Annotated in this window: 23 protein-coding genes; 14 read left to right on the top strand and 9 right to left on the bottom strand. The window is 70.2% G+C overall.

Translation table 11 applies throughout. The features are described 5' to 3' along the window. Positions 1-270: 270 nt before the first annotated feature. Genes ACX80K_RS07750 through ACX80K_RS07740 form a run of 3 tightly spaced genes read left to right on the top strand, consistent with a single transcriptional unit; the run spans position 271 to position 5,405 of the window. Positions 271-1,683, top strand: coding sequence for an MFS transporter (locus ACX80K_RS07750; protein WP_459271252.1), 1,413 nt, complete (start codon positions 271-273; stop codon positions 1,681-1,683). A 3-nt stretch (positions 1,684-1,686) separates the two neighbouring features. Further along, positions 1,687-3,840, top strand: a complete 2,154-nt coding sequence (locus tag ACX80K_RS07745) for a molybdopterin oxidoreductase family protein (RefSeq protein ID WP_459271251.1) — start codon at positions 1,687-1,689, stop codon at positions 3,838-3,840. Continuing rightward, positions 3,837-5,405, top strand: coding sequence for an FAD-dependent oxidoreductase (locus ACX80K_RS07740; protein ID WP_459271250.1), 1,569 nt, complete (start codon positions 3,837-3,839; stop codon positions 5,403-5,405). The genes ACX80K_RS07745 and ACX80K_RS07740 overlap by 4 nt, the downstream gene beginning before the upstream one ends. A gap of 157 nt (positions 5,406-5,562) precedes the next feature. Here ACX80K_RS07740 and ACX80K_RS07735 read toward each other — a convergent pair whose 3' ends face one another. The 3 genes from ACX80K_RS07735 to nirB are packed head-to-tail and all read right to left on the bottom strand — an operon-like array spanning position 5,563 to position 10,547. Continuing rightward, the gene (locus tag ACX80K_RS07735) at positions 5,563-6,684 is read right to left on the bottom strand and encodes a uroporphyrinogen-III synthase (RefSeq protein WP_459271249.1); all 1,122 of its coding nucleotides are present in this window, start codon (positions 6,682-6,684) and stop codon (positions 5,563-5,565) included. Next, positions 6,681-7,865 (bottom strand): uroporphyrinogen-III C-methyltransferase, encoded by a 1,185-nt coding sequence (gene cobA, locus ACX80K_RS07730; protein ID WP_459271248.1) that lies wholly within the window; start codon positions 7,863-7,865, stop codon positions 6,681-6,683. Before cobA ends, ACX80K_RS07735 begins: the two co-directional genes overlap by 4 nt. A gap of 3 nt (positions 7,866-7,868) precedes the next feature. Then, positions 7,869-10,547, bottom strand: coding sequence for a nitrite reductase large subunit NirB (gene nirB, locus ACX80K_RS07725; protein WP_459271247.1), 2,679 nt, complete (start codon positions 10,545-10,547; stop codon positions 7,869-7,871). Between the two features lie 226 nt (positions 10,548-10,773). Between nirB and nirD the strand changes: the two genes are divergently transcribed. Both nirD and ACX80K_RS07715 read left to right on the top strand, forming a co-directional pair. Further along, positions 10,774-11,136 carry a nitrite reductase small subunit NirD gene (nirD, locus tag ACX80K_RS07720; RefSeq protein WP_459271246.1) on the top strand — a complete coding sequence of 121 codons (363 nt, stop codon included), beginning with the start codon at positions 10,774-10,776 and terminating at the stop codon, positions 11,134-11,136. A gap of 18 nt (positions 11,137-11,154) precedes the next feature. After that, positions 11,155-11,961, top strand: coding sequence for a sirohydrochlorin chelatase (locus ACX80K_RS07715; RefSeq protein WP_459271245.1), 807 nt, complete (start codon positions 11,155-11,157; stop codon positions 11,959-11,961). 29 nt (positions 11,962-11,990) lie between these two features. Here the strand turns inward: ACX80K_RS07715 and ACX80K_RS07710 are convergent, their stop codons facing one another. The 5 genes from ACX80K_RS07710 to rplM form a co-directional block, all read right to left on the bottom strand. Beyond that, positions 11,991-12,608, bottom strand: coding sequence for a DinB family protein (locus tag ACX80K_RS07710; RefSeq protein WP_459271244.1), 618 nt, complete (start codon positions 12,606-12,608; stop codon positions 11,991-11,993). 31 nt (positions 12,609-12,639) lie between these two features. Then, positions 12,640-13,278, bottom strand: a complete 639-nt coding sequence (locus ACX80K_RS07705; protein WP_459271243.1) for a LysE family transporter — start codon at positions 13,276-13,278, stop codon at positions 12,640-12,642. A gap of 109 nt (positions 13,279-13,387) precedes the next feature. Further along, on the bottom strand, positions 13,388-14,746 hold the full coding sequence (gene glmM / locus ACX80K_RS07700; RefSeq protein ID WP_459271242.1) for a phosphoglucosamine mutase: 1,359 nt from the start codon (positions 14,744-14,746) through the stop codon (positions 13,388-13,390). 223 nt (positions 14,747-14,969) lie between these two features. Continuing rightward, positions 14,970-15,467: a 30S ribosomal protein S9 gene (rpsI, locus tag ACX80K_RS07695; protein ID WP_055768155.1), complete on the bottom strand. Its 498-nt coding sequence runs from the start codon at positions 15,465-15,467 to the stop codon at positions 14,970-14,972. A 40-nt stretch (positions 15,468-15,507) separates the two neighbouring features. After that, entirely contained in the window at positions 15,508-15,951 is a 444-nt protein-coding gene (gene rplM / locus ACX80K_RS07690; RefSeq protein WP_104179282.1) for a 50S ribosomal protein L13, read from the bottom strand. 588 nt (positions 15,952-16,539) lie between these two features. Here rplM and ACX80K_RS07685 point away from each other — a divergent pair. From ACX80K_RS07685 to ACX80K_RS07645, 9 genes are all read left to right on the top strand, one after another. Then, entirely contained in the window at positions 16,540-16,758 is a 219-nt protein-coding gene (locus ACX80K_RS07685; RefSeq protein WP_459271241.1) for a Flp family type IVb pilin, read from the top strand. Between the two features lie 118 nt (positions 16,759-16,876). Further along, positions 16,877-17,260, top strand: a complete 384-nt coding sequence (locus ACX80K_RS07680; protein ID WP_459271240.1) for a TadE/TadG family type IV pilus assembly protein — start codon at positions 16,877-16,879, stop codon at positions 17,258-17,260. Then, positions 17,257-18,168 carry a pilus assembly protein TadG-related protein gene (locus tag ACX80K_RS07675; RefSeq protein WP_459271239.1) on the top strand — a complete coding sequence of 304 codons (912 nt, stop codon included), beginning with the start codon at positions 17,257-17,259 and terminating at the stop codon, positions 18,166-18,168. The genes ACX80K_RS07680 and ACX80K_RS07675 overlap by 4 nt, the downstream gene beginning before the upstream one ends. A 14-nt stretch (positions 18,169-18,182) precedes the next feature. Next, the gene (gene cpaB / locus ACX80K_RS07670; protein WP_459271238.1) at positions 18,183-18,929 is read left to right on the top strand and encodes a Flp pilus assembly protein CpaB; all 747 of its coding nucleotides are present in this window, start codon (positions 18,183-18,185) and stop codon (positions 18,927-18,929) included. Then, complete coding sequence (locus tag ACX80K_RS07665; protein ID WP_459271237.1) at positions 18,926-20,131, top strand: AAA family ATPase; 1,206 nt, start codon at positions 18,926-18,928, stop codon at positions 20,129-20,131. The genes cpaB and ACX80K_RS07665 overlap by 4 nt, the downstream gene beginning before the upstream one ends. Further along, positions 20,131-21,621: a CpaF family protein gene (locus tag ACX80K_RS07660; RefSeq protein WP_459271236.1), complete on the top strand. Its 1,491-nt coding sequence runs from the start codon at positions 20,131-20,133 to the stop codon at positions 21,619-21,621. Before ACX80K_RS07665 ends, ACX80K_RS07660 begins: the two co-directional genes overlap by 1 nt. Beyond that, entirely contained in the window at positions 21,618-22,541 is a 924-nt protein-coding gene (locus tag ACX80K_RS07655) for a type II secretion system F family protein (protein WP_459271235.1), read from the top strand. Before ACX80K_RS07660 ends, ACX80K_RS07655 begins: the two co-directional genes overlap by 4 nt. Before the next feature lie 43 nt (positions 22,542-22,584). Then, positions 22,585-23,469, top strand: a complete 885-nt coding sequence (locus ACX80K_RS07650) for a type II secretion system F family protein (RefSeq protein WP_459271234.1) — start codon at positions 22,585-22,587, stop codon at positions 23,467-23,469. Positions 23,470-23,554: 85 nt separating this feature from the next. Beyond that, positions 23,555-23,932: an Hpt domain-containing protein gene (locus ACX80K_RS07645; protein ID WP_459271233.1), complete on the top strand. Its 378-nt coding sequence runs from the start codon at positions 23,555-23,557 to the stop codon at positions 23,930-23,932. Positions 23,933-23,946: 14 nt separating this feature from the next. Here the strand turns inward: ACX80K_RS07645 and ACX80K_RS07640 are convergent, their stop codons facing one another. Then, positions 23,947-24,729, bottom strand: a complete 783-nt coding sequence (locus ACX80K_RS07640) for a response regulator transcription factor (RefSeq protein ID WP_459271232.1) — start codon at positions 24,727-24,729, stop codon at positions 23,947-23,949. Positions 24,730-24,860 lie beyond the last annotated feature (131 nt).

Here is a 24,860-nt window from a genome sequence, read left to right as displayed (position 1 = left end):
AATCCCCACCGTCGGCGCATCGCCGCGCCAGGAGGCCAGCATCACCCGCCACCGGGTGGTCCGCAACACCGCGCTCCCGCGACCCGGGCCTGCCGGCGGACCCGGACGACCTCCCGGCCCGCATCCGGTCCGGAAGGAGCGCGACCTCACGGCGCCGACCCGGCACGGATAGGTGAACGTCACGGATCGTTTACGCAGCACGCAGGGGACGGAAACGCGCGCTCACTAGCCTCGGAGGGAAGCAGCCACACCAGCCCCTGGAGGACTTCCGTGAGCATCGACGAAGCAGCATCCCCCGCCCTGGCGACAGCGGCCCCCGCACCTGTCGCGAGCGCTCCCCCGCTGGTCCACCGCCCCGGCCGGTGGATCGACAACTGGGACGCCGAGGACACCACCCAGTGGAACAGCGGCGGCAAGTCCATCGCCCGGCGCAACCTGCAGTGGTCGATCGCCTGCGAGTTCCTCGGATTCGTGGTCTGGCAGCTGTGGTCGATCGTCGTGGTGTACCTGCCGGCGGCGGGCTTCACCTTCTCCACCTCGCAGATCTTCTGGCTCATCTCCATGCCGTCCCTCGTCGGCGCGACGCTGCGCATCCCCTACACGTTCATGGTGCCGAGGCTGGGTGGCAGGAACTGGACCATCGTCTCCGCCCTGCTCCTGCTGATCCCGACCATCGGCCTCGGCCTGTGCGTCTCCAACCCCGAGACCCCGTTCGGGGTGATGCTCGCCGTCGCGGCGCTGGCAGGCTTCGGCGGCGGAAACTTCGCGAGCTCGATGGCGAACATCACGTTCTTCTTCCCCGCCCGGGAGAAGGGGTGGGCGCTCGGCCTGAACGCGGCCGGCGGCAACCTCGGTGCCGCCGTCGCGCAACTGGTGGTGCCCATCGTCGTCGCCCTCGGCGCCGCTGCGACACTGGACCTGCCCCTCGCCGGCTGGATCTGGGTGCCCCTGATCCTCGCCGCCGCCTTCGGTGCGTGGAAGTTCATGGACAACCTGTCCAGCGCCAGGAGCGATCTCGCGGGGTCGCTGGCGGCCGTCCGGGAACCGCACCTGTGGATCATGGCGCTGCTCTACATCGGGACGTTCGGGTCGTTCATCGGGTTCGCCGGGGTCTTCCCGAAGCTGATCGTCGATTCCTTCCCCGCCTTCTCGACGATCGCCATGGGGCCCGCCACGCTGTCCCTCGCGTTCCTCGGCCCCCTCGTCGGATCGCTCGCCCGGCCCTTCGGCGGCCGCCTCGCCGACCGCTTCGGTGGAGCAGCGATCACCGTGTGCGCCTTCGCGGTCATGGCCGCGATCGCCCTGGCCGTCGTGTGGACGCTGCCCCTCTCGAACTTCTGGCTCTTCCTCGGCCTCTTCCTCGTCCTCTTCGCAGCGGCCGGTGCAGGCAATGGAGCGACCTACCGCATGATCCCCGTGATCTTCGCCCGGCGTGGAGCCGCGGCAGGGTCCGAACTCCGCGAATCGGTGAGCACCGCCCGCAAGTCCGCCGCCGCCCTCGGGCTGATCTCGGCGGTCGGCGCCTACGGCGGCTTCCTCATCCCCCAGGTCCTCAACGCCTCGAAGGGCGCCTCGGGCAGCTACGACGGAGCGTTCTACGGCTTCGTCGGCGGGTACGTCCTGATGCTCGCCGTCACCTGGTTCTTCTACCTCCGCCGCTCCTCGACCCTCGGCAAGGTCTGACCGATGCAGCAGGCAGGGACCGGACAGCACACGCACTGCCCCTACTGCGCCCTCCAGTGCGCCATGACGGTCACCGCGGGCACCGACGGCGGTGCGTCCGTCGACGCGCGCGACTTCCCGACCAACAAGGGCGGACTGTGCCGCAAGGGCTGGTCCGCCGCCGAGCTGCTCGACCACCCCGACCGCCTCACCGCACCGCTCCTCCGGGACGCCGACGGCGTCCTGCGGGAAGCCGCCTGGGACACCGTCCTGCACCTCGTCAGCGACCGTGTCCGGGGCATCCAGGCCCGGCACGGCCGGGACGCCGTCGCGGTGTTCGGCGGCGGCGGACTCACCAACGAGAAGGCCTACACCCTCGGCAAGTTCGCCCGCCTCGCCCTGCGGACGTCCCGCATCGACTACAATGGACGGTTCTGCATGTCGTCGGCGGCCGCCGCGGGCAACCGGGCGTTCGGCGTGGACCGCGGACTCCCCTTCCCCCTCGAGGACCTCGGTGCCGCCTCCGTGGTCCTGCTCCTCGGCTCGAACGCGGCGGACACCATGCCGCCCTTCGTCCAGCATCTGCGGGGCGCGCAGGCCGCGGGCGGCCTGGTCGTCGTCGACCCCCGGCGTTCGGCGACCGCACGCCTCACCGACCAGGGCAGGGGCGTCCACCTCCAGCCCACACCCGGCACCGACCTCGTCCTGCTCCTCGGCCTGGCCCACATCGTGGTGGCCGAGGGACTCGAGGACCGCCGCTTCCTCGACGCGCGGACCAGCGGGTACGACGGCGTCACGCGCGGCCTCGCGCGGTGGTGGCCCGAACGTGTGCAGGGCATCACGGGTGTCCCCGCCGCCTCCCTGCGTGCGGTGGCGAGGCTCCTCGCCGCCGGTGCGCGACGTGGCGCCGAGTGCGGCCAGGGAGCCTACATCCTGACCGGCCGGGGGATCGAGCAGCATGCGGACGGCACCGACACCACGACGGCCGCGATCAACCTCGCGCTGCTCCTGGGCCTGCCGGGCACCGCGCACAGCGGCTACGGGACCCTCACGGGCCAGGGCAACGGCCAGGGCGGCCGGGAGCACGGGCAGAAGGCCGACCAGCTGCCCGGCTACCGGAAGATCACCGACCCGGCGGCACGGGCCCACGTCGCCGGTGTCTGGGGCGTCCCGGAGGAGGCGATCCCCGGGCCGGGGCTCCCCGCCGTCGAACTCCTCGCCTCGCTCGGCCGGCCCGACGGCACGCGCTGCCTCTTCGTGCACGGCGCGAACGTCGCGGTCTCCGCGCCCGACGCCGCGACGGTGATCGACGGCCTGCGCTCCCTCGACCTCCTCGTCGTGTCCGACTTCTTCCTGTCGGAGACCGCCGCACTGGCCGACGTCGTCCTGCCGGTCCTGCAGTGGGCCGAGGAGGAGGGCACGGTGACGAACCTGGAGGGCAGGGTCCTGCGCCGGCGCCCGGCTGTCGAGCCGCCCCCGGGTGCCCGCAGCGAGCTGTGGATCATGCAGGAGCTCGCGCGCCTGCTCGAGGCGCCCTCCCTGTTCAGCGAGGACCCGTCCACCATGTTCGACGAACTCGCCCGCGCCAGCGCCGGCGGCCTCGCCGACTACTCGGGTCTCGACTACGGCGTGCTCGACGGCCCCGGCCCCGCGTACTGGCCGTACCCGGCGGGCAGCACGGGGACGCCGCGGCTGTTCCTCGACGTCTTCGCCCACGCCGGCGGGCGCGCCGTCCTGGTCCCCGTCGTCCCGCGAGCCGACACCACCGCAGCACGCGTGCCCGCCCCGCTGCTCCTGGCCACGGGCCGGCTCCTCGAGCACTACCAGTCGGGCACCCAGACACGCCGCGTCCCGGCACTGCTCGCGGCGCAGCCGGCCGCACGGCTCCAGCTCCACCCGTCCACGGCACAGGACCTCGGCATCGCACAGGGCGACCCCGTGGTGGTGACGAGTGCCCAGGGCGAGGCCCGGGCGCTGGCGGACCTGACCCCCGACATCCGCCAGGACACGGTCTTCCTGGCCTTCCACTTCGCGGACGCCGGCTCCGCGAACCGCCTGACGGGCCGCAGCACCGACCCGGTGTCGGGCATGCCGGAGTTCAAGACGACGCCCGTCGGCGTGGCGCGCCTGGCCGCCGTCGATCCCCTGCACGCCGACGGACTCGAGGTCCTCGCATGAACCCCTCCGAGCCCTTCGTCCCGTCCCGCGTCGTCGTCGTCGGCTTCGGGCCCGTCGCAGCGCGGCTCGTCGAACACCTCGAGCCCCTCGTCGCCGCAGGACGGGTCGCCCTGACCGTTCTCGGACAGGAGCCCGACGCCGCCTACAACCGGGTGCTCGTCGCCGACGTCGCGGTCGGCCGTACCCGCGAGGCCGCCATCGGGCTCGCGGAGGCGGACTCCCTCCGCGCGACGGGCGTCGACGTGCGCCTCGGCGTCCGGGTCGACCGGATCGACCGGCCCTTCCGGCGCGTGCTGCTGACCGACGGCGAAGCGGTCGACTACGACCGGCTGGTCCTTGCGACAGGGTCGCGGCCCGTCCGTCCGCGGCTGACGGGGCTGGAGGGGCCGGCCGGGTCCGACGACACGCACCAGCTCCCGCCCGGCGTCAGCTTCCTCCGCGACCTCTCCGATGCCCGGACCGTGGCCGCCGCGCTCGCCGCGCAGCAGCGGATCGTGGTGCTGGGCGGCGGCATCCTCGGCATCGAGGCGGCCCTCGCCGCGGCGGAGGAGGGCGGGCGCGTGACCCTCGTACATCACGGCCGCTCCCCCATGGAGCGGCTCCTCGGGGACGGGTCGCGGGTCCTGGCGACGGCGCTGCGACAGGCCGGCATCACCGTCGTGGCCGGCACGTCCACGGGGATCGAGCTGGAGGACGGGCACTTCGCGGGTGTCCGCCTGGAGGGCGGCCCCCGGGTCGACGGCGGTGCGCTCGTGCTCGCCTGCGGCGTGCGTCCGCGGACGGAGCTCGCCGAGGGCTGCGACCTGGCGGTCGCGGACGGCATCCTCGTGGACCACACGCTGCGCGCGGTGGGCATGGACGACATCTGGGCCGTCGGCGACTGCGCGGAGGTGTGCTGCCTCCGCAGCTCCTGCAGGGCGTGCGCGGGCGCCACCGCACCCCAGGGCCTCATCGGTCCGGGCTGGCAGCAGGCGGACGACGTCGGGGCCGCCTTCGTGGCGGAGCTGTCGGGCGACGGGAGCGGGCCCGCGACCGGGCTCCGACCCGCACCCGGCCAGGGACCCGGCGTGCGGCGCGACCCCGTCGTCGTGCTGAAGGCCCGGGGTGTCGACGCCGTGGTCGCCGGTGAGACGGACGCCGATCCCTGGACGGTGGAGCCCGGACTCACGGTGGCGGAGTGGGCCGACCCGGGGCACGGCCGCTACGCGAAGATGGTCACACGCGACGGGGTCCTGACCGGCCTCGTCTGCGTGGGGATGCCGCGCACAGGCGCCGAACTGGTCCTCCTGTTCGAGCGGGGCAGCGAGCTCCCGGCGGACCGCTCCAGCCTGCTGCGGCTCGACAGCGCCGAGGGGCTGCTGACCGCATCGCCGCCCGGACCGGCTGCCACCCTGTGCCGGTGCGCGGGAGTCACCCGGGGTACGGTCCAGGACTCCGTCGCGGCCGGCTGCGCCTCCGTGCAGGACGTCTCCACCGTCACCCGGGCCGGCACCGGCTGCGGCGGGTGCCACGACGGCATCCGGGCCGTCATCGAACAGCACTTCGCCGCGGCCGTCGCATCGTGAAGCGGGTCACGGGCCGTCAGCCGGAGGACCGGGGCAGGCGCATCGCGAGGCGGGTCACGGCCCGGCAGCCAGGGCGCCGCGTCGGTCGCACCATGACACGGCTGACAGCACGGCCGGAGGACCGGGGCAGTCGCATCGCGACCCGACGCTGTGCGGGTCAGACGTTCAGTCGGTACCCGCGCTTGACGACGGTCTCGATCAGGGCGGGGTCGGGCAGTGACTTCCGCAGGCGGTTGACGCTCATGTCGAGGGCGTGGCCCGCACCGGTGGGGGTGAGGAGGTTCGTCAGGGCTTCCCGGCTCAGCACCGCGCCGCGCGCCGACAGCAGGGCCTTGAAGAGCACCAGCTGCGCGGGTGCGAGGTCCACCCGGGTGTCGTCCACCCGCACGGACCGTCCCCGCACCTCCACCTGACCGGAGCGTGTGCGGAGATGCTCCACGTGGTGCTCGGCGAGGTGGTCGCAGACGAGGCGGATCAGCGCGCCCATGCGGAACCGCTCGGGGACGATCGGCGTGATGCCGGCATCGAGCAGCGGCTGCGCCGTCACGGGGCCGACGGCGGCGGCGAGGACGCCGTGCCGGAACCTGTGCACGAGGTCCTCGTGCATGCCCTGCTCGGCCGCGGTGCTGAACAGGGCGTCGACCGCCGGCGCGCTCGTGAAGGTGACGCAGTCGAGCTGCCCGGTGCACACCGCCTCGATGAGGCGGGGCAGGCGTTCGGAGCCCTCCGGCTTGATCCACCGGTAGGGCGTGACGGTGAGCAGCGTGGCGCCGGCGTCCCGGAGCCGTTCGAGCTGGTGCTCGTCCGCGTAGGCATGCAGCTGGACGCCGATCGTGAGGCCCGCGAGGTCCTCCTGCAGCAGCTGGTCCACGAGGGTCGCCGTCGTCTCGTCGGAACTGATGCCGGCGTCGTCCAGCCCTGCCGCACGCACCGCCCCCCTGGCCTTCGGGCCGCGGACGTAGATCCTGCCGTTCCCGAGGACGTCGAGGAGGTCGTCGCCCAGTCCTGCGGCGTCGGCGGCCTCGAACCAGCGGCGCATCCCGTACGCGGTGGTGATGATGAAGAGGTCGGGGCGGGCCTGCACGACGGCCGCCGTGTCCGCGAGGAGCACCACGTCCTCCGCGATCGGCGCGATCTTCAGCGCCGGTGCGTGGAAGACGGACGCGCCCCGCCGCTCGAGCGCGTCGATCAGGTCGCCCGACCGGCGGTCCGACGTCACGCCGATACGGAATCCGGCCAGCTGGCCCCCGGGTCCGTCGGAACGGATGGCCTCGGTCATGATGCCAGCGACTCGGTGAGCCGTGCGAGGTGCGCGGCACTGCCCTGCAACTCGAGGCCCACGCGCACCACCTCGCCGATGACCAGGACCGCGGGCGACTGGCAGCGGGCCACGCCCGCCGCCGTGACGATCGTGGACAGTGTCCCCGACGTCGTCCGCTGCGACGCGCTGTACCCGCGCTCGACGACGGCGACAGGCATGTCCTGGCGCATCCCCGCCCGGCCGAGACCGGCGACGAGCTGCGGCAGCGTCGAGACGCCCATGAGGACCACGATGGTCCCACCGAGGCCCGCGAGGTGCAGATGCTCCTCGTCGGTCAGCGGCGCGTGCCCGGAGACCACGGTGAAGAGGTGGCTGACGCCGCGGTGCGTGACGGGGATGCCCGCAGCCGCCGGGACGGCGATCGACGAGCTGATCCCCGGCAGCACCGTGCAGGGCACGCGCGCCTCGAGGCACGCGGCGAGCTCCTCGCTGCCGCGTCCGAACACGAAGGGGTCACCGCCCTTCAGCCGCACGACGTGCCGCCCCGCGAGGGCGTGCTGCACGAGGAGGGCGTTGATGCCGGCCTGCGGTACCCGGTGGTGCCCCGGCAGTTTCCCGACGTCGATGAGCTCCGCGGACGGTGCGAGCTCGGCCAGGGACTCCGTGGGCCCGAGGCGGTCGTAGAGGACGACGTCGGCGTCCTTCAGCGCGGCTGCAGCGTCGAGGGTCAGGAGTCCCCGCGCGCCGGGTCCGCCGCCGACCAGGCTCACGTGCCCGGTGTCGGATGCGGCCGGCTCCCGGGTCAGGAGCGCGCCGGCCTCCCGGCACCGCCGACGCAGGGTCTCGTCGGCGTCGTCCCCGCGCCCCGGCCTGTTCCCGTCGTGGCGGGGAACCCCGTCGGTGCCCTCGGGCCCGCCGGGTCCTCCTGTGCTTCCTGTGCCTGCGGTGCCTGCGGTGCCTGCGGTGTCTCCGGCGCCATGGCGTCCGTCGATCAGGCCGAAGCCGGGCGGCGGCGTGCTCGCGCCCTCCACCCGGACGACGAGGGTGGCGCCGTCGAGCGCGCCGAGGGCGGACGCGACCGTGTCGAAACGGTCGACGTCGGCGCCGGAGGCGCGGTACCGGGCGACGATCCGCCGTGCCGCGCCCGCGGAGCCGAGGACCACCACGCGGCGTCCGGTCAGGTCGATGTCGAGGTGCACGGCTCAGCCCTCCAGGTTTCCTGTTGCCGGCCCCGTCGGGACGCGGACGGGGATCACTGTTCCCAGACCCACGCGTGCGGCTCCGGCGTCGATCTCCTCCTGCGTGGCGGGGCGGCGCTGGCCGCGCTCCTCGACGAGGACGATCGACTGGTCGGCGGCGTCCGGGGCGTTGACGAAGGACCGGAAGCGGCGGAGCCTGTCCGGGTCCTTGAGGGTCGCAGCCCACTCGTCCTCGTAGTGCTCGACGTGGCGGGCCATCGCGGCCTCGAGGTCAGCGGCGATCCCGAGCGAGTCCCCGATGACGACGTCGCGCACGTGGTCGAGGCCGCCGTCGAGGTCGTCCATCCAGCGCGCGGTCCGCTGCATCCGGTCCGCGGTGCGGATGTAGTACATGAGGTAGCGGTCGATGTACCGGATGAGGGTCTCGCCGTCGAGGTCCTGGGCGAGGAGCTGGGCGTGGGCGGGCTGGAAGCCGCCGTTCCCTCCGACGTAGAGGTTCCAGCCCTGGTCGGTGGCGATCACGCCGACGTCCTTGCTCCGGGCCTCCGCGCACTCGCGGGCGCACCCCGACACGCCCATCTTGAACTTGTGCGGGGCCCGCAGCCCGCGGTACCGCAGCTCCAGGTCGATCGCCATGGCCACGGAGTCCTGCACACCGAACCGGCACCAGGTCGAGCCCACGCAGGACTTCACGTTCCGCAGCGCCTTGCCGTAGGCCTGGCCGGACTCGAACCCGGCCTCGACGAGGATCTTCCAGATCTCCGGCAACTGCTCCAGCCGGGCCCCGAAGAGGTCGATCCGCAGGGCGCCGGTCAGCTTCACGTACAGGCCGAACTGCTCGGCGACCTGCGCGATGACCGCGAGCTTCTGCGGCGTGATCTCGCCGCCGGGGATACGGGGCACCACGGAGTAGGTGCCGTTGCGCTGCATGTTCGCGAGCGCGCGGTCGTTGGTGTCCTGCAGGGTCCCCCGCCCGCCGTCGAGCACGTATTCGCCGCGCTGGGTGGCGAGGATGGAGCCGATGGCCGGCTTGCAGATGTCGCAGCCGTGGCCGGCCTTCGCCTCCTCCGATGCCCCGAACCGGCGGAGGACCTCCTGGAAGGACGCCAGGTCGAGGGCCTGGATGGCTTCGAACAGTTCGGGCCGCGACATCGCGAAGTGCTCGCAGATGCCCTTCGGGACGGCGCGTCCGGCCTTCGTGAGTTCGCTGTCGAGCAGCTTCTTGAGCATGGGGACGCAGGAGCCGCACTGCGTCCCGGCGCGTGAGCACGCCTTGAGGGACGGCATGTCGAGCGCCGGCTCCGCGGCTGATCCGTCCGCGCCGAGCCCGTGGACCGCGGACCGGCAGGCGCCTGCGGTCACGTTGTTGCAGGAGCAGAGGATGACGTCGTCGGGCAGGTCGGACGGCGGGGCGTCGCCTCCCGCGGCAGAGGAGAGGTAGGCGCCGGGTTCGGCGGGCAGTTCACGTCCCAGCAGCGGTCGCAGCGCGGAGTACGGCGCGGCGTCGCCCACGAAGATGCCGCCGAGGAGCGTCCTGGCGTCGTCGGTGACCACGAGCTTCTGGTACAGCCCCCTGGCGGGGTCGGCGTAGACGATCTCGAGGCTGCCGTCCGTCTCCGCGAGCGCGTCCCCGAAGCTCGCGACCTCGACGCCCGAGAGCTTGAGCTTGGTGGCGGTGTCGAACCCGGGGAAGGTGGAGAGCCCTCCGAGGATGCCGTCCGCGCAGACCTCCGCCATGGCGTTCGCCGGGGCTACCAGGCCCATGCTGACGCCCTCGTAGCTCGCCACCTCCCCGATCGCCCACACACCCGGCATCGCCGTCTCGCATGCCGCGCCGATCACCACGCCGCCGCGGGGTGCCACCTCGAGCCCTGCATCCCGGGCGAGTTCGTCGCGTGGCCGGATCCCGACGGCGAACACCACGAGGTCCGCCGGGAGGACGGCCCCGTCGCTCAGTGCCACGCCGGTGACGTCGCCGGCGTCGTCCGTCTCGATGGCGACGGGCGAGCCTCCGCAGTGGATCCCCAGTCCCTTCGCGCGGATCAGCCTGCCGAGCGCCTGGCCGCCGCCCTGGTCGAGCTGCGCATTCATGAGCCAGCCGGCACGGTTCACCACGGTGGATGTGGCACCGAGCTGCTGGAGCCCGCCGGCGGCCTCGAGGCCGAGGAGCCCGCCGCCGATGACGACGGCGCGGGGTTCCCTGCCGAGGCCGGCCGCGAGCCGGGCCGTCTCGGAGCGCAGCCACTGCACGTCGTCGAGGGTGCGGTAGACGGCTGCGTGCTCGCCACCCGGCAGGGGCAGGCGCACGGCGTCCGATCCTGTGGCCAGCACGACGTCGTCGTAGGCGTACTTCTCCCCCGACGCACCCTGGACGCAGCGTGCCGCGAGGTCGAGGCGGACCGCCCGCTCCCCCGTCACGAGCCGGATCGCCGGTTCCCGCCACATGAGCGGCTCCCCGAGGCCGAGGTCCACGTCACCGGTCAGCGCGCTGCTCAGCGCCACGCGATCGTAGGGTGCGTAGGCCTCCTCGGTCAGCACCGTGAGGTGCAGTCCGTCGGTTCCGCGCCGCCACAGCGCCTCGACGAACCGGTGGGCGGCAGGCCCGCCGCCCACGACGACGATGCGCCGTTCCCGTGGCGCGGCACCCGCCTCGGCGTGCCGGGGTGATCGGGTCTCGCTCATGTGGTGCCTTCCGTCCGGACCGGGGCGCTCCCGCTGCTCTCCCTCCACGGTACGAACAGGCAATTTCCCGCATGTGTCGCCGATGTGTCGCAAGGTTAACTTCGGGCTCACGGACCGGCGCCTCGACCGTGAGGCGGTCGTTACCGCGGCGCAACAGCGCCGGGACCTCGACGACACGTCGGCGGCCTAGCGTTGCAGGAACGCATCAGCCACCGAGGAGAACGCCATGACCGAGCTCATCCTGCAGCGTCCTGCCCCCTCGAACACCACCTGGGTCGCCGTCTGCCGCCTCGACGACCTCGAGGAGTGCTGGGGTGAGGCGGCGCTGGTGGGCCAGGAGCAGATCGCCCTGTTCCGGCTGCCCGGCGACCAGGTGCACGCCCTCGGCAACATCGATCCGCGGACGCGCGCGGCCGTCATGGCGCGGGGGATCGTCGGGTCACGGGGAACGGCACCCACCATCGCCTCGCCCCTCCACAAGGAGGTCTACGACCTGGTGAGCGGGGCATGCCTGTCCGGGGGCGAGGGCCTCCGCGCCTATCCGGTGCGGTGCGTCGACGGGGTCGTCGAGGTCGACGTTGCCGCCTGAGCGGTGGACGGTGCTTCAATGGCTGGCATGACCGTGACCCGGGTACCCGACGGCCTCCCCGTCCTCATCGCCTGCTCCCATGGCACCGACAACGCCCAGGGTCGGCGGGAGATCGACGCCGTGCGTGCGGGGATCCAGGCGCTCCGTCCGGGGGTCGAGGTCCGCGAGGCCTATGTGGACGTGCAGCAGCCGGACCTCGTGGACGTGGTCGCTTCCCTGCCGGCGGGCCGTCCGGCCGTCATCGTGCCGCTCCTGCTCTCCGTCGGGTACCACGTCAAGGTGGACATCGCCCGGGCGGCGGCAAGCAGGCCCGGAACGGTCTCGGCCCTGCCGCTGGGCCCGGACCCGCGGCTCGCCCGGGTGCTCCAGCAGCGGCTCACCGAGGCGGGCGTGGCCGGCGCGGACCCCGTGGTGCTCGCCGCCGCGGGGTCCTCCGACGCCTGTGCCGCCGAGGACGTCGCCGAGGTGCAGGCGGTCCTCGCGGAGCTCAGGACGGGCCGGGTGCGGGCAGGGTTCGGCTCGAAGGCCGTCCCGTCCGTCCCTGACGCCGTCCTGGCCCAACGGACGTCGGGGCAGTCACCGGTCGCGGTGGCGTCCTACCTGCTGGCCCCGGGTTACTTCCACGACCAGTTGGCGAAGGCCGGCGCCGACGTCGTGAGCGCCCCGCTGCTCCCGAGCCCGGTGATCGCCGAGATCGCGCTGTCGCGGTACGACGCCGCCGTCGCGCGCCTGCTGGACGGCTCCTCGCGCGTTGCGGGCTGCGACAGGCCGTGCCGGGCGCAGGTCTCGTCCTGCGTCCGCAGCGGCATCGCCCGCGTGGACTGACGGGCGATCGGCCGGGCCCCTGGAGCGGTTCAGCCCTTCCGGCCCGCCGCTGCACGGGCGGCGGCGTCGACGCGCAGTGCGTGGGCGGTGCGGTCCTCGGGGGTGAGCGCTCCGACATCGGGATCGCCCGGTCCACGCCCGATCGATCCGTCGATGAGCTCACGCAGGATGTCGGCGTGCCCCGCGTGCTGGGCGGTCTCGGCGACCACGTGGACCAGGATCTGGTGCAGGGTGACGGCACGCCGTTCCTCGGGCCACCACGGCACGGCACCGGGGGCGTCGAGCGGCAGCGCCGTGATGGTCGCGTCGCTGTGGGCGGCCGAGAAGGCATGGAGGTCGAGGATGGCAACGCGGGACTCCTCGGGCGTCGCCCACATGTCCGCCTCCGGCTCGGCGTCGTCGGCCGGCCAGGGCAGCAGCCGTCCGCTCGGGCGCCCGAAGACCTCCCCGAAGTAGTCGAGCTGCACCGATGCCACATGCTTGACCAGTCCGAGCAGGTTGGTGCCGGACGGCACGAGGGGGCGGCGGATGTCGTACTCGCCCAGGCCCTCCAGCTTCGCGACCAGGTCCTCCCGCCGTCGTCGCAGGTACAGGAGCAGGGTCGCCTTCTGCTGGTCCTCGGTGCCGTCCGGGATGCTGGTGTCCATGCGGGCACTGTAGCCGGGCATGGCCCGGGCGTCACGGGACGTGCGTCAGGGCCCGGACGATGATGAGGAGGCCGAGGGCGCCGATCGTCACGTTGCCCACGATCGGCGTGATCCGCCGCAGCCCCCGGCCGGTCGCCCGGCCGAGGAGTCCGCCGAGGGCCACGAGGACCGCCTGCCAGCACAGGGACGAGACGCCGACACCGAGGACGAAGGCGATGATCCGGTCGCCGGACGAGGTGACGCCGGCGAGGCCCGTCAGCAGCGAGGCGAAGTACAGGAAGGTGGCGGGGTTCAGGGCCGTGAGCCCGAAGAAGAGCGCGAACCGGCGGGTGCCCGTCGGCTGTCGCGCGGAATCGGCGCCGGGGTCGGCGGTCGTCGTGCGCCGTGCTGTCCGGAGGCCATGGACGGCGAGGGCCAGCAGGACCAGCCCGCCGGCGACCTCAGGCCATGGGGACGCGGCGGCGAGGACGGGGCCGAGCGCAGCGCCGGCACCTGCGGCCACGGTGGCGTAGAGGACGTCGACCGTGGCGACGGCGGCTGCGGCGTGCAGTCCGGCCCTGAACCCCCGGGCCGCGCCCTCCCCCACGAGGAGCACGCCGATCGCTCCGAGCGGGATCGCGAGCGCCAGTCCGGCGACGAGTCCGAAGCCCAGGGCGGCGAAAACATCCATGCCGCACACTACCGGCAGCGCCGGCCTGATCTGCGGGACGAGCGTCGGTCAGCCCATCAGTGCATCAGTCCGACGCGCGGAACGGGCCGGCGAGCGGGTCTCCGGACCGTCAGACGGCCGGCTCGAGGGACAGGCGTTCCTGGACCGTCGCGGCGAGTTCCTCGGCGATGCGCTGGGCGGTCCCGATGTCGGTCGCCTCGACCATCACGCGCACCACCGGCTCGGTACCGGAGGGACGCAGCAGCACGCGGCCGGTCTCGCCCAGCGAGGCCTCTGCTTCACGTACGGCATCCTGCACACCCTCGTCGGAGTTGGCCGCGGTGCGGTCCACCCCCCGGACATTGACGAGCACCTGCGGGAGCCTCGTCATGACGGACGCCAGTTCCTTGAGGCTCTTGCCCGTCCCGTTCATGCGTGCCGCGAGCTGGATGCCGGTGAGGACTCCGTCGCCCGTGGTCGCGTGGTCGGCGAAGATGACGTGGCCGGACTGCTCGCCTCCGAGGCTGTAGTCGCCGTCGCGCATCCCCTCGAGGACGTAGCGGTCCCCGACCGCGGTCTCCTTGATGGTGATGCCGGCGTCGCGGAGCGCGATCTTCAGCCCGAGGTTGCTCATCACGGTGGCCACGAGCGTGTCCTCCTTGAGCTTCCCGGCGTCCCGCATGGCGAGGGCCATGACGGCCATGATCTGGTCGCCGTCGACCACCGTGCCTTCGTGGTCCACGGCGAGGCAGCGGTCGGCATCGCCGTCGTGGGCGATCCCGAGGTCCGCACCGTGCTCGAGGACGGCTTCCTGCAGCTTCCCGAGGTGGGTGGAGCCGTAACCGTCGTTGATGTTCACGCCGTCGGGGTCGGCGCCGATGACGACGATGTCCGCACCGGCGTTGCGGAAGACCTCGGGCGAGCAGCCGCTCGCAGCACCATGGGCGCAGTCGATGACGACCTTGAGCCCTTCGAGCCGGTTGGGCAGTGTCTTGAGCAGGTGGACCACGTAGCGGTCCTCGGCGTCTGCGAAGCGCTGGATGCGGCCCACGTCGCCGGCGACCGGGCGGCGCTTGGGGCTGGCCATCTCCTCCTCGATGGCGTCCTCGAGGGCGTCGCTGAGCTTGTTGCCGCCGCGGGCGAGGAACTTGATGCCGTTGTCGGGTGCCGGGTTGTGGGAGGCGGAGATCATGACGCCGAAGTCGGCGTCGAGGTCGGCGACGAGGAAGGCCGCGGCCGGTGTGGGCAGCACCCCGGCGTCGTACACGTCCACGCCGGAACTCGCGAGGCCGGCCTCGACCGCGGCGGCGATGAACTCCCCGCTGATGCGGGGGTCGCGGGCGATCACCGCGGTGGGACGGCGCCCGCCGTCGACGGCGTTGTGACCGAGGACGACGGCGGCGGCCTGGGCCAGCTGGAGGGACAGTTCCGCCGTGATCAGGCCGTTGGCCAGACCGCGCACGCCATCGGTGCCGAATAATTTGCTCATCGTTGATCATCCTAAGTGAAGTACCGAGGGCCGCTCAGACGGGTCCCCCAACAGGTTAAAGCAAGATGCCCGTCCGGAAAGTCCGGACGGGCATCTGCGCGTGTCCCCTGTGACGAAAGATTGACACCCGGCCCGCGCTTTGGAGCGTGGAGCCAAGAGGCGATTTTCGCCGAGGGGACCCGAGCGGAATCGCGCCTGCGATTCCGCTCGGGGTAGGCGAAAATTACCTCTTGGAGTACTGAGGCGCCTTGCGTGCCTTCTTGAGACCGGCCTTCTTACGCTCGATGACGCGGGCGTCACGGGTCAGGAAGCCTGCCTTCTTGAGGGCGGGGCGGTTGTTCTCGCGGTCGATCTCGTTCAGCGTGCGCGCGACACCGAGGCGGAGGGCACCGGCCTGGCCGGAGGGTCCACCACCGTGGATGCGGGCGATGACGTCGTAGGCACCGTCGAGCTCGAGGAGCTTGAAGGGGTCGTTGACTTCCTGCTGGTGCAGCTTGTTCGGGAAGTAGTCGGCGAGCTCGCGCCCGTTGACGATCCACTTGCCGGTGCCGGGGACGAGGCGCACGCGGGCGACAGCTTCCTTGCGGCGTCCGACGGCTCCGCCCCCGACGGTCAGCGCAGGGCGCTCCTTGACGGCGGTCTCGCTGCCTTCGGTGGACTCTGAGGTGTAGCTCGTGAGCTCCTCAGTCGGTTCATTCAGCTCTTCAGTGTTCTGAGCCACGGTTCTCCTTGAAGTGATTTCTTAGTACTGGTGGCCAGGACTACTGGGCGACCTGGGTGATTTCGTATGTCTTGGGCTGCTGCGCCGCATGGGGGTGCTCGGCGCCACGGTAGACCTTCAGCTTGCCGATCTGCTGAGCGGCGAGTGAGTTCTTGGGGAGCATGCCACGGATGGCCTTCTCGACCGCGCGCTCCGGGTTCTTGTCCAGGAGTTCGACGTAGCTGGTCGACTTCAGGCCGCCCGGGTAACCCGAGTGGCGGTAGGCGCGCTTCTGCTCGAGCTTGGAGCCGGTCAGGGCCACCTTCTCGGCGTTGATGATGATGACGAAATCGCCCATGTCCATGTGGGGGGCGAAGGTCGGCTTGTGCTTTCCGCGGAGCAGGATTGCGGTCTGGCTGGCAAGGCGACCCAGGACGACGTCGGTTGCATCGATTACGTGCCACTGACGGGTGATGTCGCCTGGCTTCGGGGTGTACGTACGCACGGTTATGGCCTTCGTTTCTATTTCGGTGTCGCCCTTGGCTCCGGAATCATCCGTACCCGCGGGCTCAGCTTATTTATGCGCTACCGGAACTTCAGGTGAGGGCTGAAATACGACCAGTTATCCCGTAATACTCGGCTCCGCCCCCGGGCCAGGTGGTTCTGCAACTGAACCGCTCCGAAGGACGCAGACGTATCGAGCTGGGATACGCACAACGACTACCAAGAGTACCGTGCCGCACTGGCGTGGGTCAAAATGGGCCGAGGCTGTCGACCGGCCGGCTGCAACCGTCCCGTCGACCAGATGGTTGCAGGAGCTGCCGGGCACGTTTCCTTCGTTGTCCCGGCCCGCTGTATCCAGCCGACCTAGGGAGTATCGGTAGCGCTCCACAGGGCCGGCCCGGTAGCGCTCCACAGGGCCGTCGGAGGCGTCTAAGGGCAGCGGAGGCGCAGGTTCTGCTCAGGGTCCGTGCAGTTCTGCGAGCGTTGGATCAGGATCAGGGCAGATCCGGTCCTGCGTGATCTGCGGTTGCTAATTTTCTGGCAGTGCTGGCGCTGGGTCAGCCGATCAAACCGTCCTCAGGAGTCCTCCATGTTCGCGCATCTCGCAGCATCCCTGCACACCCTCGGATTCACCGTTCAGTCCCGCCTCCGCCGCGACGAGACGGGCGCCACCGCCGTCGAGTACGCGATGCTCACGGGCCTCATCGCCGTCCTGCTCATCGTCGGCGTCAATGCATTCGGCGATGACCTGCAGGGCATGTTCGAAAATCTGATCCCCTCCGGTTGGAAGACTCCGACGACGACCTAGTCCGCATACGGGAGCTACCTTCGAATATGGTTCCCGGTACCGTCTCCTGAGGCAGCAGTGGCCCGGACGGGCCGCTGCTGCCTCACCCAAACTTGCTGACATATCTCGGAAAGTAAAAGTGATAGAACGACTACGGTCCGAACGGGGCGCAACCGCCGTCGAGTTCGCACTCGTGGTGCCGGTCCTGCTGATCCTGCTGATCGGCGTCATCGAGTTCGGCCGCGTCTACAACGCCCAGCTTCAACTCACCGCCGCCGCGCGGGAGTCCGTGCGGGTGATGGCCATCCAGAAGCAACCGGCCACGGCGCAGAGCGCAGCGCTTGCGGCTGCTCCTGGACTGTCCCCCGCGCTCAAGCTGGAGAACGTCAAGGTGACTCCTTCCTCGTGCACGTCCACGACCGATGTGACAGTCACCATCAGCTACTCGGTCAGCCTCGTGTCGGGCCTCTTCGCGAACGCGATCCCCCTCACCGGAAAGGCAGTCATGCGATGCGGCGGGTGAAGCACGACGAGGACGGCGCCATCGCCGTGATGGTGGCTCTGCTGATGGTGGTCCTGCTCGGCGTCACAGCCCTGGTGGTCGATCTGGGCATGGTGTACGCCGAGCGCGCACAACTCCAGAACGGCGCTGATGCCGCGGCGCTGGCCATCGCGCAGGACTGCTCCCTGGGAAACTGCGGAACGCCCGCAACCACTGCCCGGGAACTTGCTAACCAGAATTCCAACGACGGCGCGTCCGCCGCAGCCCCGGTTCTGACCGGCAATTCCGTGACTGTGCGAACCAGCACGCTTACCAAAGACGGCGGCGCCGCAGTTCGGCACGTGTTCGCCCCCATCCTGGGAATCGACTCCACCGCCGTGACCGCAGTGGCGAAGGCCTCCTGGGGCAGCCCCTCGAAGGCGACGGTATTCCCCTTCACGGCCCCGAGGTGCATGTTCGACGCGGCACCGTCGGGCGAGTCCGCGACAGAGGTCTGGATCACCAAGGACTCGACCTGCACGGGAACGAATGGTGCCACACTGCCCGGCGCCTTCGGTTGGCTCGATGAGGACGACAAGAAGAGCTGCCGGGCGTCCGTCGACATCGATCAGGTCATCGGGGGTGATCCTGGAAAGAGCGCACCACAGAACTGCGACGGTCTCGACGGAACGACCATCCTTCTCCCCGTCTACGTCAGCAAGTCGGGCAACGGCAACAACGTCCAGTACGTCGTCGATGGTTTCGCTGCCTTTCGTGTGACGGCTCACAGCTGGCCGAGCAATTTGAAGAAGGAACCGGGCTGTGATCACTGCGCCGGCATTAAGGGGAAGTTCATCAAGCTGGTATCGCTCGAGGACCTGCAGTCCTTCGGCGTTGAGGAACTGGGCGGCCGGTCCTACAACGCATTCTTCGTCGCCCTGAACCAGTAATAGGAGTCCCAGTAGTGAAAAACCGGATCGTCTCCGCGGTAGTGGCCGCCCTTCTCGCCCTCGTCGGAACCGTGCTGCTGGTGGGCTACGTCAACGGCGCCGAACAGCGAGCCTTCGCCGGCACGCAGACACAGGACGTCCTGGTGGTGAGTACCGCGGTGGCAGCTGGAACGGCGGCCGAAGATGCATTGCTGAGCACGACGACCGAGGCGATGCCGACGAAGACGATCGCCGAGGGCGCCGTGACCGATCCGGCGCAGATCAGCGGACTCGTCACCACCGTCGACCTGGTCCCAGGGGAGCAACTCCTTCTGTCCCGCTTCGTGGATCCTGCGAATGCGGCCGGCCCGGCCGCGATCGAGGTGCCCGAGGGCATGCAGGAGGTATCCATCCTGCTCGAACCGCAGCGGATGGTGGGGGGCCGGCTCAGCCCGGGGGACACCGTCGGCGTGTTCATCTCCCTCGCCACGGGCACGGTGCAGTCGCCCATTCCGGTCACTCATCTGACCATGCACAAGGTGCTCATCACGTCGATCCAGGGGCTGCCCACAGCGATTGAAGGCGAGCCCGTCGAAGGCGGGACCGACGACGCGTCAGGCGTGCCGGCGAACAGCCTCATCGTCACGGTCGCCCGGACGGCACCGGACGTCGAGAAGCTCGTGTTCGCCCAGGAGTTCGGCACCATATGGCTCTCCAAGGAACCCGCGGAAGCATCCGAGGAAGGCACGCGCGAACTGACGCAGGAGGGAATCTACCGATGAGTCGCTATGCCGTCATCACCACTGACCCCGACTACACCTTGCGCCTCCGGGCGGCCGCCACAGACGCGCTCGAAGGTGAGGTGCACACGTGGGGCGGAGCATCGTTCCCGGCCCAGCCGCAGGACGTCCTGGCGCAGTTGAACCAACCCAACCTCCTCGACGTACTCGTTCTCGGTCCGGGCGTCCCGCTCGAGCAGGCCCTGACGCTCGCCGTAGCCTTCGAAGTGCAGCGCCCCGAGGTGGCCGTGCTGCTCGTCGCAACGCCCACTCCCGATGTCGTCCTGGCCGCGATGCGCGCCGGCGTACGCGACGTCGTCGAGCCGGAAGCAGACACGGCAGCCCTCAGCGTGCTGCTCCACCGCGCCGTCCGCAGCGCGGCGATCCGCCGCCGGACCGTCGACGCCGGGGGTCAGCCCGGCACGGGAGGTTCGACCGGGCGGGTCATCGCCGTGGTCTCGCCCAAAGGAGGCGCGGGGAAGACGACGGTTGCGAGCAACCTCGCCGTCGGACTCGCGGCAACGGCTCCGCACGGCACGGTCCTCGTGGACCTCGACCTGCAGTTCGGTGACGTCGCCAGTGCGCTCTCGATCTCTCCCGAGCACTCCGTGGCGGATGTAGTGCACGGCCCCGCACGGCGCGACACCATGGTGCTGAAATCCTTCCTCAGTGCACATCCCACCGGTCTCTACGCCCTGTGTGCGCCATCCACTCCCGACACTGCGGAACAGATGACGGGGGACGACATCGCCCACCTGATCGAGCAACTCGCCGGCCAGTATCGCTTCGTCGTCATCGACACCGCACCCGGCTTGTCCGACCACACGCTCGCCGCCATGGACAAGGCCACCGACTTCGTCTTCGTCAGCGGGATGGACGTGCCGAGTGTGCGCGGCATGCGCAAGGAGTTCGATGTGCTCGCGGAACTGGGCATGGTCCCCCTCAAGCGACATGTGGTGCTGAACGCTGCGGATCCTCGCGGAGGCGTTTCACTGGAGGACGTCAAGGCCACGCTGGGCGTGGGCGTGGACGTAATTATCCCCTCCTCGCGTGCCCTTCGCCTGTCGACGAATCAAGGTATTCCGCTGCTGCAGCGCAAGGCCCGGGACCGGGCGTCGAAGGCACTCCGGGCACTCGTCGCGCGGTTCGCGCTGCCGGTCACACCCGTACGCAAGGGCGGCGCGCGTCACCGGGTGGATGCCTGATGAACCTCGCACAGCGACTCGAAGCGGCCCGGAGTGCCGGGACGGACAACGCCGCGAAGCCGGCCGGTTCCGCCGACCGCGAGCCCATGCCTGCTCCTCCGGACCCTGCGCGCACCGCATCCCCGTCACCTGTCGCGCCGGCTGCCCGTGGCCCCGTGGCACGACAGGGAAAGGGGAATCCGCTCGACGCGGCACCGGCACGCGACGCCCTGGCCAAGCTGAAGGACCGGGCCGGCGCGATCCTCTTCGAACGGCTGGGTACGCGCCTCATGGACGCCGCCCTCACCGAGGAGCAGCTCCATTCGCTCGTGCAGCAGGAACTCACCGAGGTGGTGGAGGCGGAGGAGGTCCCGCTCACCAGGGACGAGCGACTCCGCCTCATCAAGGGTGTGAGCGACGACGTCCTCGGCTACGGCCCCCTACAGCATCTGCTCGATGATGAATCCATCACCGAGATCATGGTCAACGGCCCGGACATGATCTATGTCGAGCAGCATGGGAAGCTCGTCCGCAGCGGCGTGCGCTTCGCCTCCGAAGCCCACCTCCGAAAGGTCATCGAGCGGATCGTAGCGAAGGTGGGCCGACGCATCGACGAATCGTCTCCGATGGTCGACGCACGGCTCGCGGACGGGTCCCGCGTCAATGCCATCGTGCCGCCGCTTGCCATCAACGGATCCTCGCTCACCATCCGCAAGTTCGCCACCGATCCCTTCCAGGTGCATGACCTCATCGGCTTCGGCACCCTCACGTCGGAGATGGCCGAACTGCTCGATGCCTGCGTCAAGGCCCGGCTGAACATCATCGTTTCCGGTGGTACGGGCACCGGCAAGACGACACTTCTCAATGTGCTGTCCTCCTTCATCCCGGAGGACGAGCGGATCGTCACCATCGAGGATGCGGTGGAACTCCAGCTGCAGCAGGACCACGTCGTCCGGCTCGAAAGCCGCCCGAGCAACATCGAGGGCAAGGGCGAGATCACCATCCGGGACCTGGTGCGCAACTCGTTGCGGATGCGTCCGGACAGGATCGTCGTGGGAGAGGTCCGTGGCGGGGAGACCCTGGACATGCTGCAGGCCATGAACACCGGACATGACGGCTCACTGTCGACGGTCCACTCGAACTCCCCACGCGACGCCGTCTCCCGACTGGAGACCCTCGTGCTGATGGCGGGAATGGACCTCCCGCTCCGCGCAGTACGCGAACAGATCGCCTCCGCCGTGGATGTCATCGTGCAGCTCACCCGCTTGCGTGACGGTACCCGTCGCGTCACGCACGTCACGGAGGTACAGGGGATGGAGGGTGAGATCGTCACGCTGCAGGATGCCTTCGTCTTCGATTACAGCGCCGGGCTGGACCCCAATGGCCGGTTCCTGGGCAAGCCCGTCCCCACAGGGGTCCGGCCGCGTTTCACGGACCGCTTCACCGAACTCGGCATCGTGCTGTCGCCGTCGGTGTTCGCGCCCGCGCAGGTGCGGGGTGCCGGTCGATGACGCTGCTTCTCGGCCTGCTGCTCTGCTACACGGCGCTCGGCGTCGCGGTCTGCTTCGTCCTTGCACCGCCGAGGACGCGGAACCTGCTGAACGAAGGTGGAATCAGGGCGGCCGACGCGAAGGGCAGTATCGCCTCGCGTCTCACAGCGCGTGTCGAACGGGTTCTTCGCCGGCGGAACTACAGCGGGGCTCTTTCGCGGGCTCTCGAGCAGGCCGGCCTGGGGGTGAGCGCGGCCGAGTTCGTGGTCTTCGCCGTGGTCGGCACGATCATCCTCTCTGGTATCGCGAATCTCACCGGCAGTGCGCTTCTGTCGCTGTCCGCACTGATCGCCGGCCCCCTCGCCGCACGTGTGCTGCTGCACGTCCTCACCTCCCGGCGACGCACCGCATTCGCCGACCAGCTCGACGAGACCCTCCAGCTTCTCGCCGGGGGACTTCGAGCCGGCCACAGCTTCCTCCGTGCGATCGATGCGGCCGCGGAGGAATCAGAGGCACCGACGTCGGAGGAGTTCTCGCGCATCATCAACGAGACGAGACTCGGACGGGACATCGGTGAAGCACTGGATGATGCTGCCCTCCGCATGCGCTCGGAAGACTTCTCCTGGGTGGCACAGGCCATCGCGATACACCGGGAGGTCGGCGGCAACCTTGCCGACGTGCTGGACCAGGTGGGCCACACGATCCGCGAGCGCAACCAGATCCGCGGACAGGTGCGCTCGCTCAGCGCCGAAGGACGCATCTCCGCGCTCGTCCTGATGGTGCTGCCGTTCGCGCTCGGAGGGATCCTCGTGGTGATCAGTCCGGGTTATATGGATCCACTGATGCAGCATCCGCTGGGCCACGCGATGATCGCCGTTTCCGTGGTCCTGCTCGGCGTGGGCGGTTTGTGGCTCCGCAAAGTCGTCAGCTTCCGCTTCTAGGCGACCCGACCATCCACCGCCCGCCCTGAAGGAGGACACACCGGTGAACCCATCCCTTGCGCTTAATGCCGGAATTGCATTGCTGGTTCTCGCGCTCCTGCTGTTCTACTGGTCCGTCCTGGGATTGCGCGTCGCCGGCAGGCAGGAGATCGAGGAGAACCTCCGTCGCGGGCTGACCCGGCAGTCCGTCCGCACCGCGAACCACGGCAAGGCGTTCGAGGCGCTGGCCAGCCGGTTCACCCCGCAACGCCTCGTGGCGAAACTCGATCGGCAGCTCTCCCTCGCCGGCCGGCCGGCGGCGTGGCCCCTCCGAAGGCTCGTGGCCGCCAAGCTCGTCCTGGCGGCAGCCGCCGTCGTCGTCGGGATCCTGCTCGTAGGCACCTCGCCCAGCGCCACGATGATGCTGCTGGCAGGCGGCGTCGTCGCCGTCGCCTACTTCGCACCGGACCTGTTGATCTACAGCCGCGGCACCGAGAGGCAAGCCGCGATCGCGCTCGAACTCCCGGACACACTCGACCAGATGACCATCGCAGTGGAGGCGGGGCTCGGCTTCGACGCGGCGATGTCACGCACCGGGCAGAACGGCAAGGGACCGCTTGCGCGTGAGCTCGTGCGGACCCTCCAGGACATGCAACTCGGCATGTCCCGGCGCGAGGCCTATACCGCCCTGGCCGCACGGACGTCGGCACCGGACCTGCGACGGTTCGTCAACGCGATCCTGCAGGCGGACAAGTACGGCATCTCGATCTCCGCGGTACTCCGTACGCAGGCGGGCGAGATGCGCGTCAGGCGGCGCCAGCGTGCGGAGGAGAAAGCCATGAAGATTCCGGTCAAGGTGCTCTTCCCCCTGATGATCTGCATCATGCCGGTGCTTTTCATCGCATTGCTGGGTCCAGCCGCCATCAATGTCCTCTCCACTTTCGGGTGATAAAGGGGGCAGCACTTCCGCATTTCTCGCTCAGCATCGGTCGGCTTATGGGCAAATGGTCAGACGCCGGCCGTAGCCTGAGGGGGTGCATTCGAATAGTGCCCCGAAGAAACTGCCGCTGCTGGACCTGGACGTCCTCTCCCACCTCGAGCAGCAGCTGAACGACGCCCGGCCGGCCCGGGCCTTCGCCCGCGACTACATCACCGGGTTCGAGGGCCGATACCTCCGCCTCACGAGCTCGATCGGCGACCGCGACCTGCCGGCCGCCCTCGACGCCGCCCTGAGCCTCCGCAACTCGTCCACCATGGTCGGTGCCGCACGGCTCTCGGCCATGGCCGCGGAGTTCGAGTCGGCCGTGTCGTCGTCAGACCTCGACACCGCCCGCGATGCGCTCCCGGTGATCGAGCGGTGCGGGCTGGACACCATCCTCGAACTCGAAGCACGTTACCTGGCCGCAGGCTAGGTACCGGACAGGACTCAGGGACTGGCCGACGTCAGCCGGTAGCCGACACCGCGGACGGTCTGCAGCCAACGGGGGTTCTTGGGGTCCTCGTCGAGCTTCCGCCGCAGGTTCCCGATGTGCACCTCGATGGCGCGCTCGTCCGAGTCGCTGATGTAGGTGTCCTCGCCGTAGTAGTCGCCCCGGACCACCCGCACGAGGTCCGCCTTGGTCCTCACCGCGCCATTGCTCTTGAGCATCTCGTTGAGCAGGTCGAACTCGCTCCGCGTGAGCGGCAGGTCCCGCCCGTCGAGCACCACGGTGCGGGCGGCCGCGTTCAGGGCCAGCCCGTTGTGCTCGACCATCGTCGAGGCGACGGCGGGCGCGGCAGGAACGCCCTCAGGCGCAGCCGGGGCGTCGACGGGAGGTGCCGATGCGGACTCGGGGGTGATGCGCGGGCGGCGCAGCATGGCGGCCACCCTCGCGCGGAGTTCCCGTGGGCGGAACGGCTTCGTCAGGTAGTCGTCGGCGCCCGACTGCAGGGCCGTGAGGGTGTCCAGCTCGTCCCCCCGGGACGTCAGCATCACCACGTAACAGGTACTGAAGCCCCGGATCCGCCGGAGTACCTCGTAGCCGTCGATGTCCGGGAGCCCGACATCCACCGTGACCACCGCCGCACCGTGGGCACGGACCAGCTCGACGCCGGCCTTCCCGTCGGGCGCCACGTGCACGTCGAATCCCGACTGCTTCAGCACTGCCCCCACAAGGTTCCGCACATCGGCGTCGTCCTCGATGACGACTGCCACTCCCGGATCACTCATTCGATTTCAACCCTTTTCCGACCTGCGCTGCGATCTGTCCGACCCCCATGATCCCCATTGTGCATGGCTTCTGCAGGGAATTGTGCCGCCATGCATTCCAAAACGCGGGCCGGGCTACATAATGGGAGAAG

Source organism: Arthrobacter sorbitolis (assembly GCF_054510995.1).
This window is presented reverse-complemented; position numbering and strand designations above follow the sequence as displayed.

Coding starts and splice junctions, on each gene's coding strand:
- ACX80K_RS07745 (WP_459271251.1), top strand. CDS start 1,687: ATGCAGCAGGCAGGGACCGGACAGCACACGCACTGCCCCTACTGCGCC.
- ACX80K_RS07740 (WP_459271250.1), top strand. CDS start 3,837: ATGAACCCCTCCGAGCCCTTCGTCCCGTCCCGCGTCGTCGTCGTCGGC.
- ACX80K_RS07735 (WP_459271249.1), bottom strand. CDS start 6,684: ATGACCGAGGCCATCCGTTCCGACGGACCCGGGGGCCAGCTGGCCGGA.
- nirB (WP_459271247.1), bottom strand. CDS start 10,547: ATGAGCGAGACCCGATCACCCCGGCACGCCGAGGCGGGTGCCGCGCCA.
- nirD (WP_459271246.1), top strand. CDS start 10,774: ATGACCGAGCTCATCCTGCAGCGTCCTGCCCCCTCGAACACCACCTGG.
- ACX80K_RS07715 (WP_459271245.1), top strand. CDS start 11,155: ATGGCTGGCATGACCGTGACCCGGGTACCCGACGGCCTCCCCGTCCTC.
- ACX80K_RS07710 (WP_459271244.1), bottom strand. CDS start 12,608: ATGGACACCAGCATCCCGGACGGCACCGAGGACCAGCAGAAGGCGACC.
- ACX80K_RS07705 (WP_459271243.1), bottom strand. CDS start 13,278: ATGGATGTTTTCGCCGCCCTGGGCTTCGGACTCGTCGCCGGACTGGCG.
- glmM (WP_459271242.1), bottom strand. CDS start 14,746: ATGAGCAAATTATTCGGCACCGATGGCGTGCGCGGTCTGGCCAACGGC.
- ACX80K_RS07685 (WP_459271241.1), top strand. CDS start 16,540: ATGTTCGCGCATCTCGCAGCATCCCTGCACACCCTCGGATTCACCGTT.
- ACX80K_RS07665 (WP_459271237.1), top strand. CDS start 18,926: ATGAGTCGCTATGCCGTCATCACCACTGACCCCGACTACACCTTGCGC.
- ACX80K_RS07660 (WP_459271236.1), top strand. CDS start 20,131: ATGAACCTCGCACAGCGACTCGAAGCGGCCCGGAGTGCCGGGACGGAC.
- ACX80K_RS07655 (WP_459271235.1), top strand. CDS start 21,618: ATGACGCTGCTTCTCGGCCTGCTGCTCTGCTACACGGCGCTCGGCGTC.
- ACX80K_RS07640 (WP_459271232.1), bottom strand. CDS start 24,729: ATGAGTGATCCGGGAGTGGCAGTCGTCATCGAGGACGACGCCGATGTG.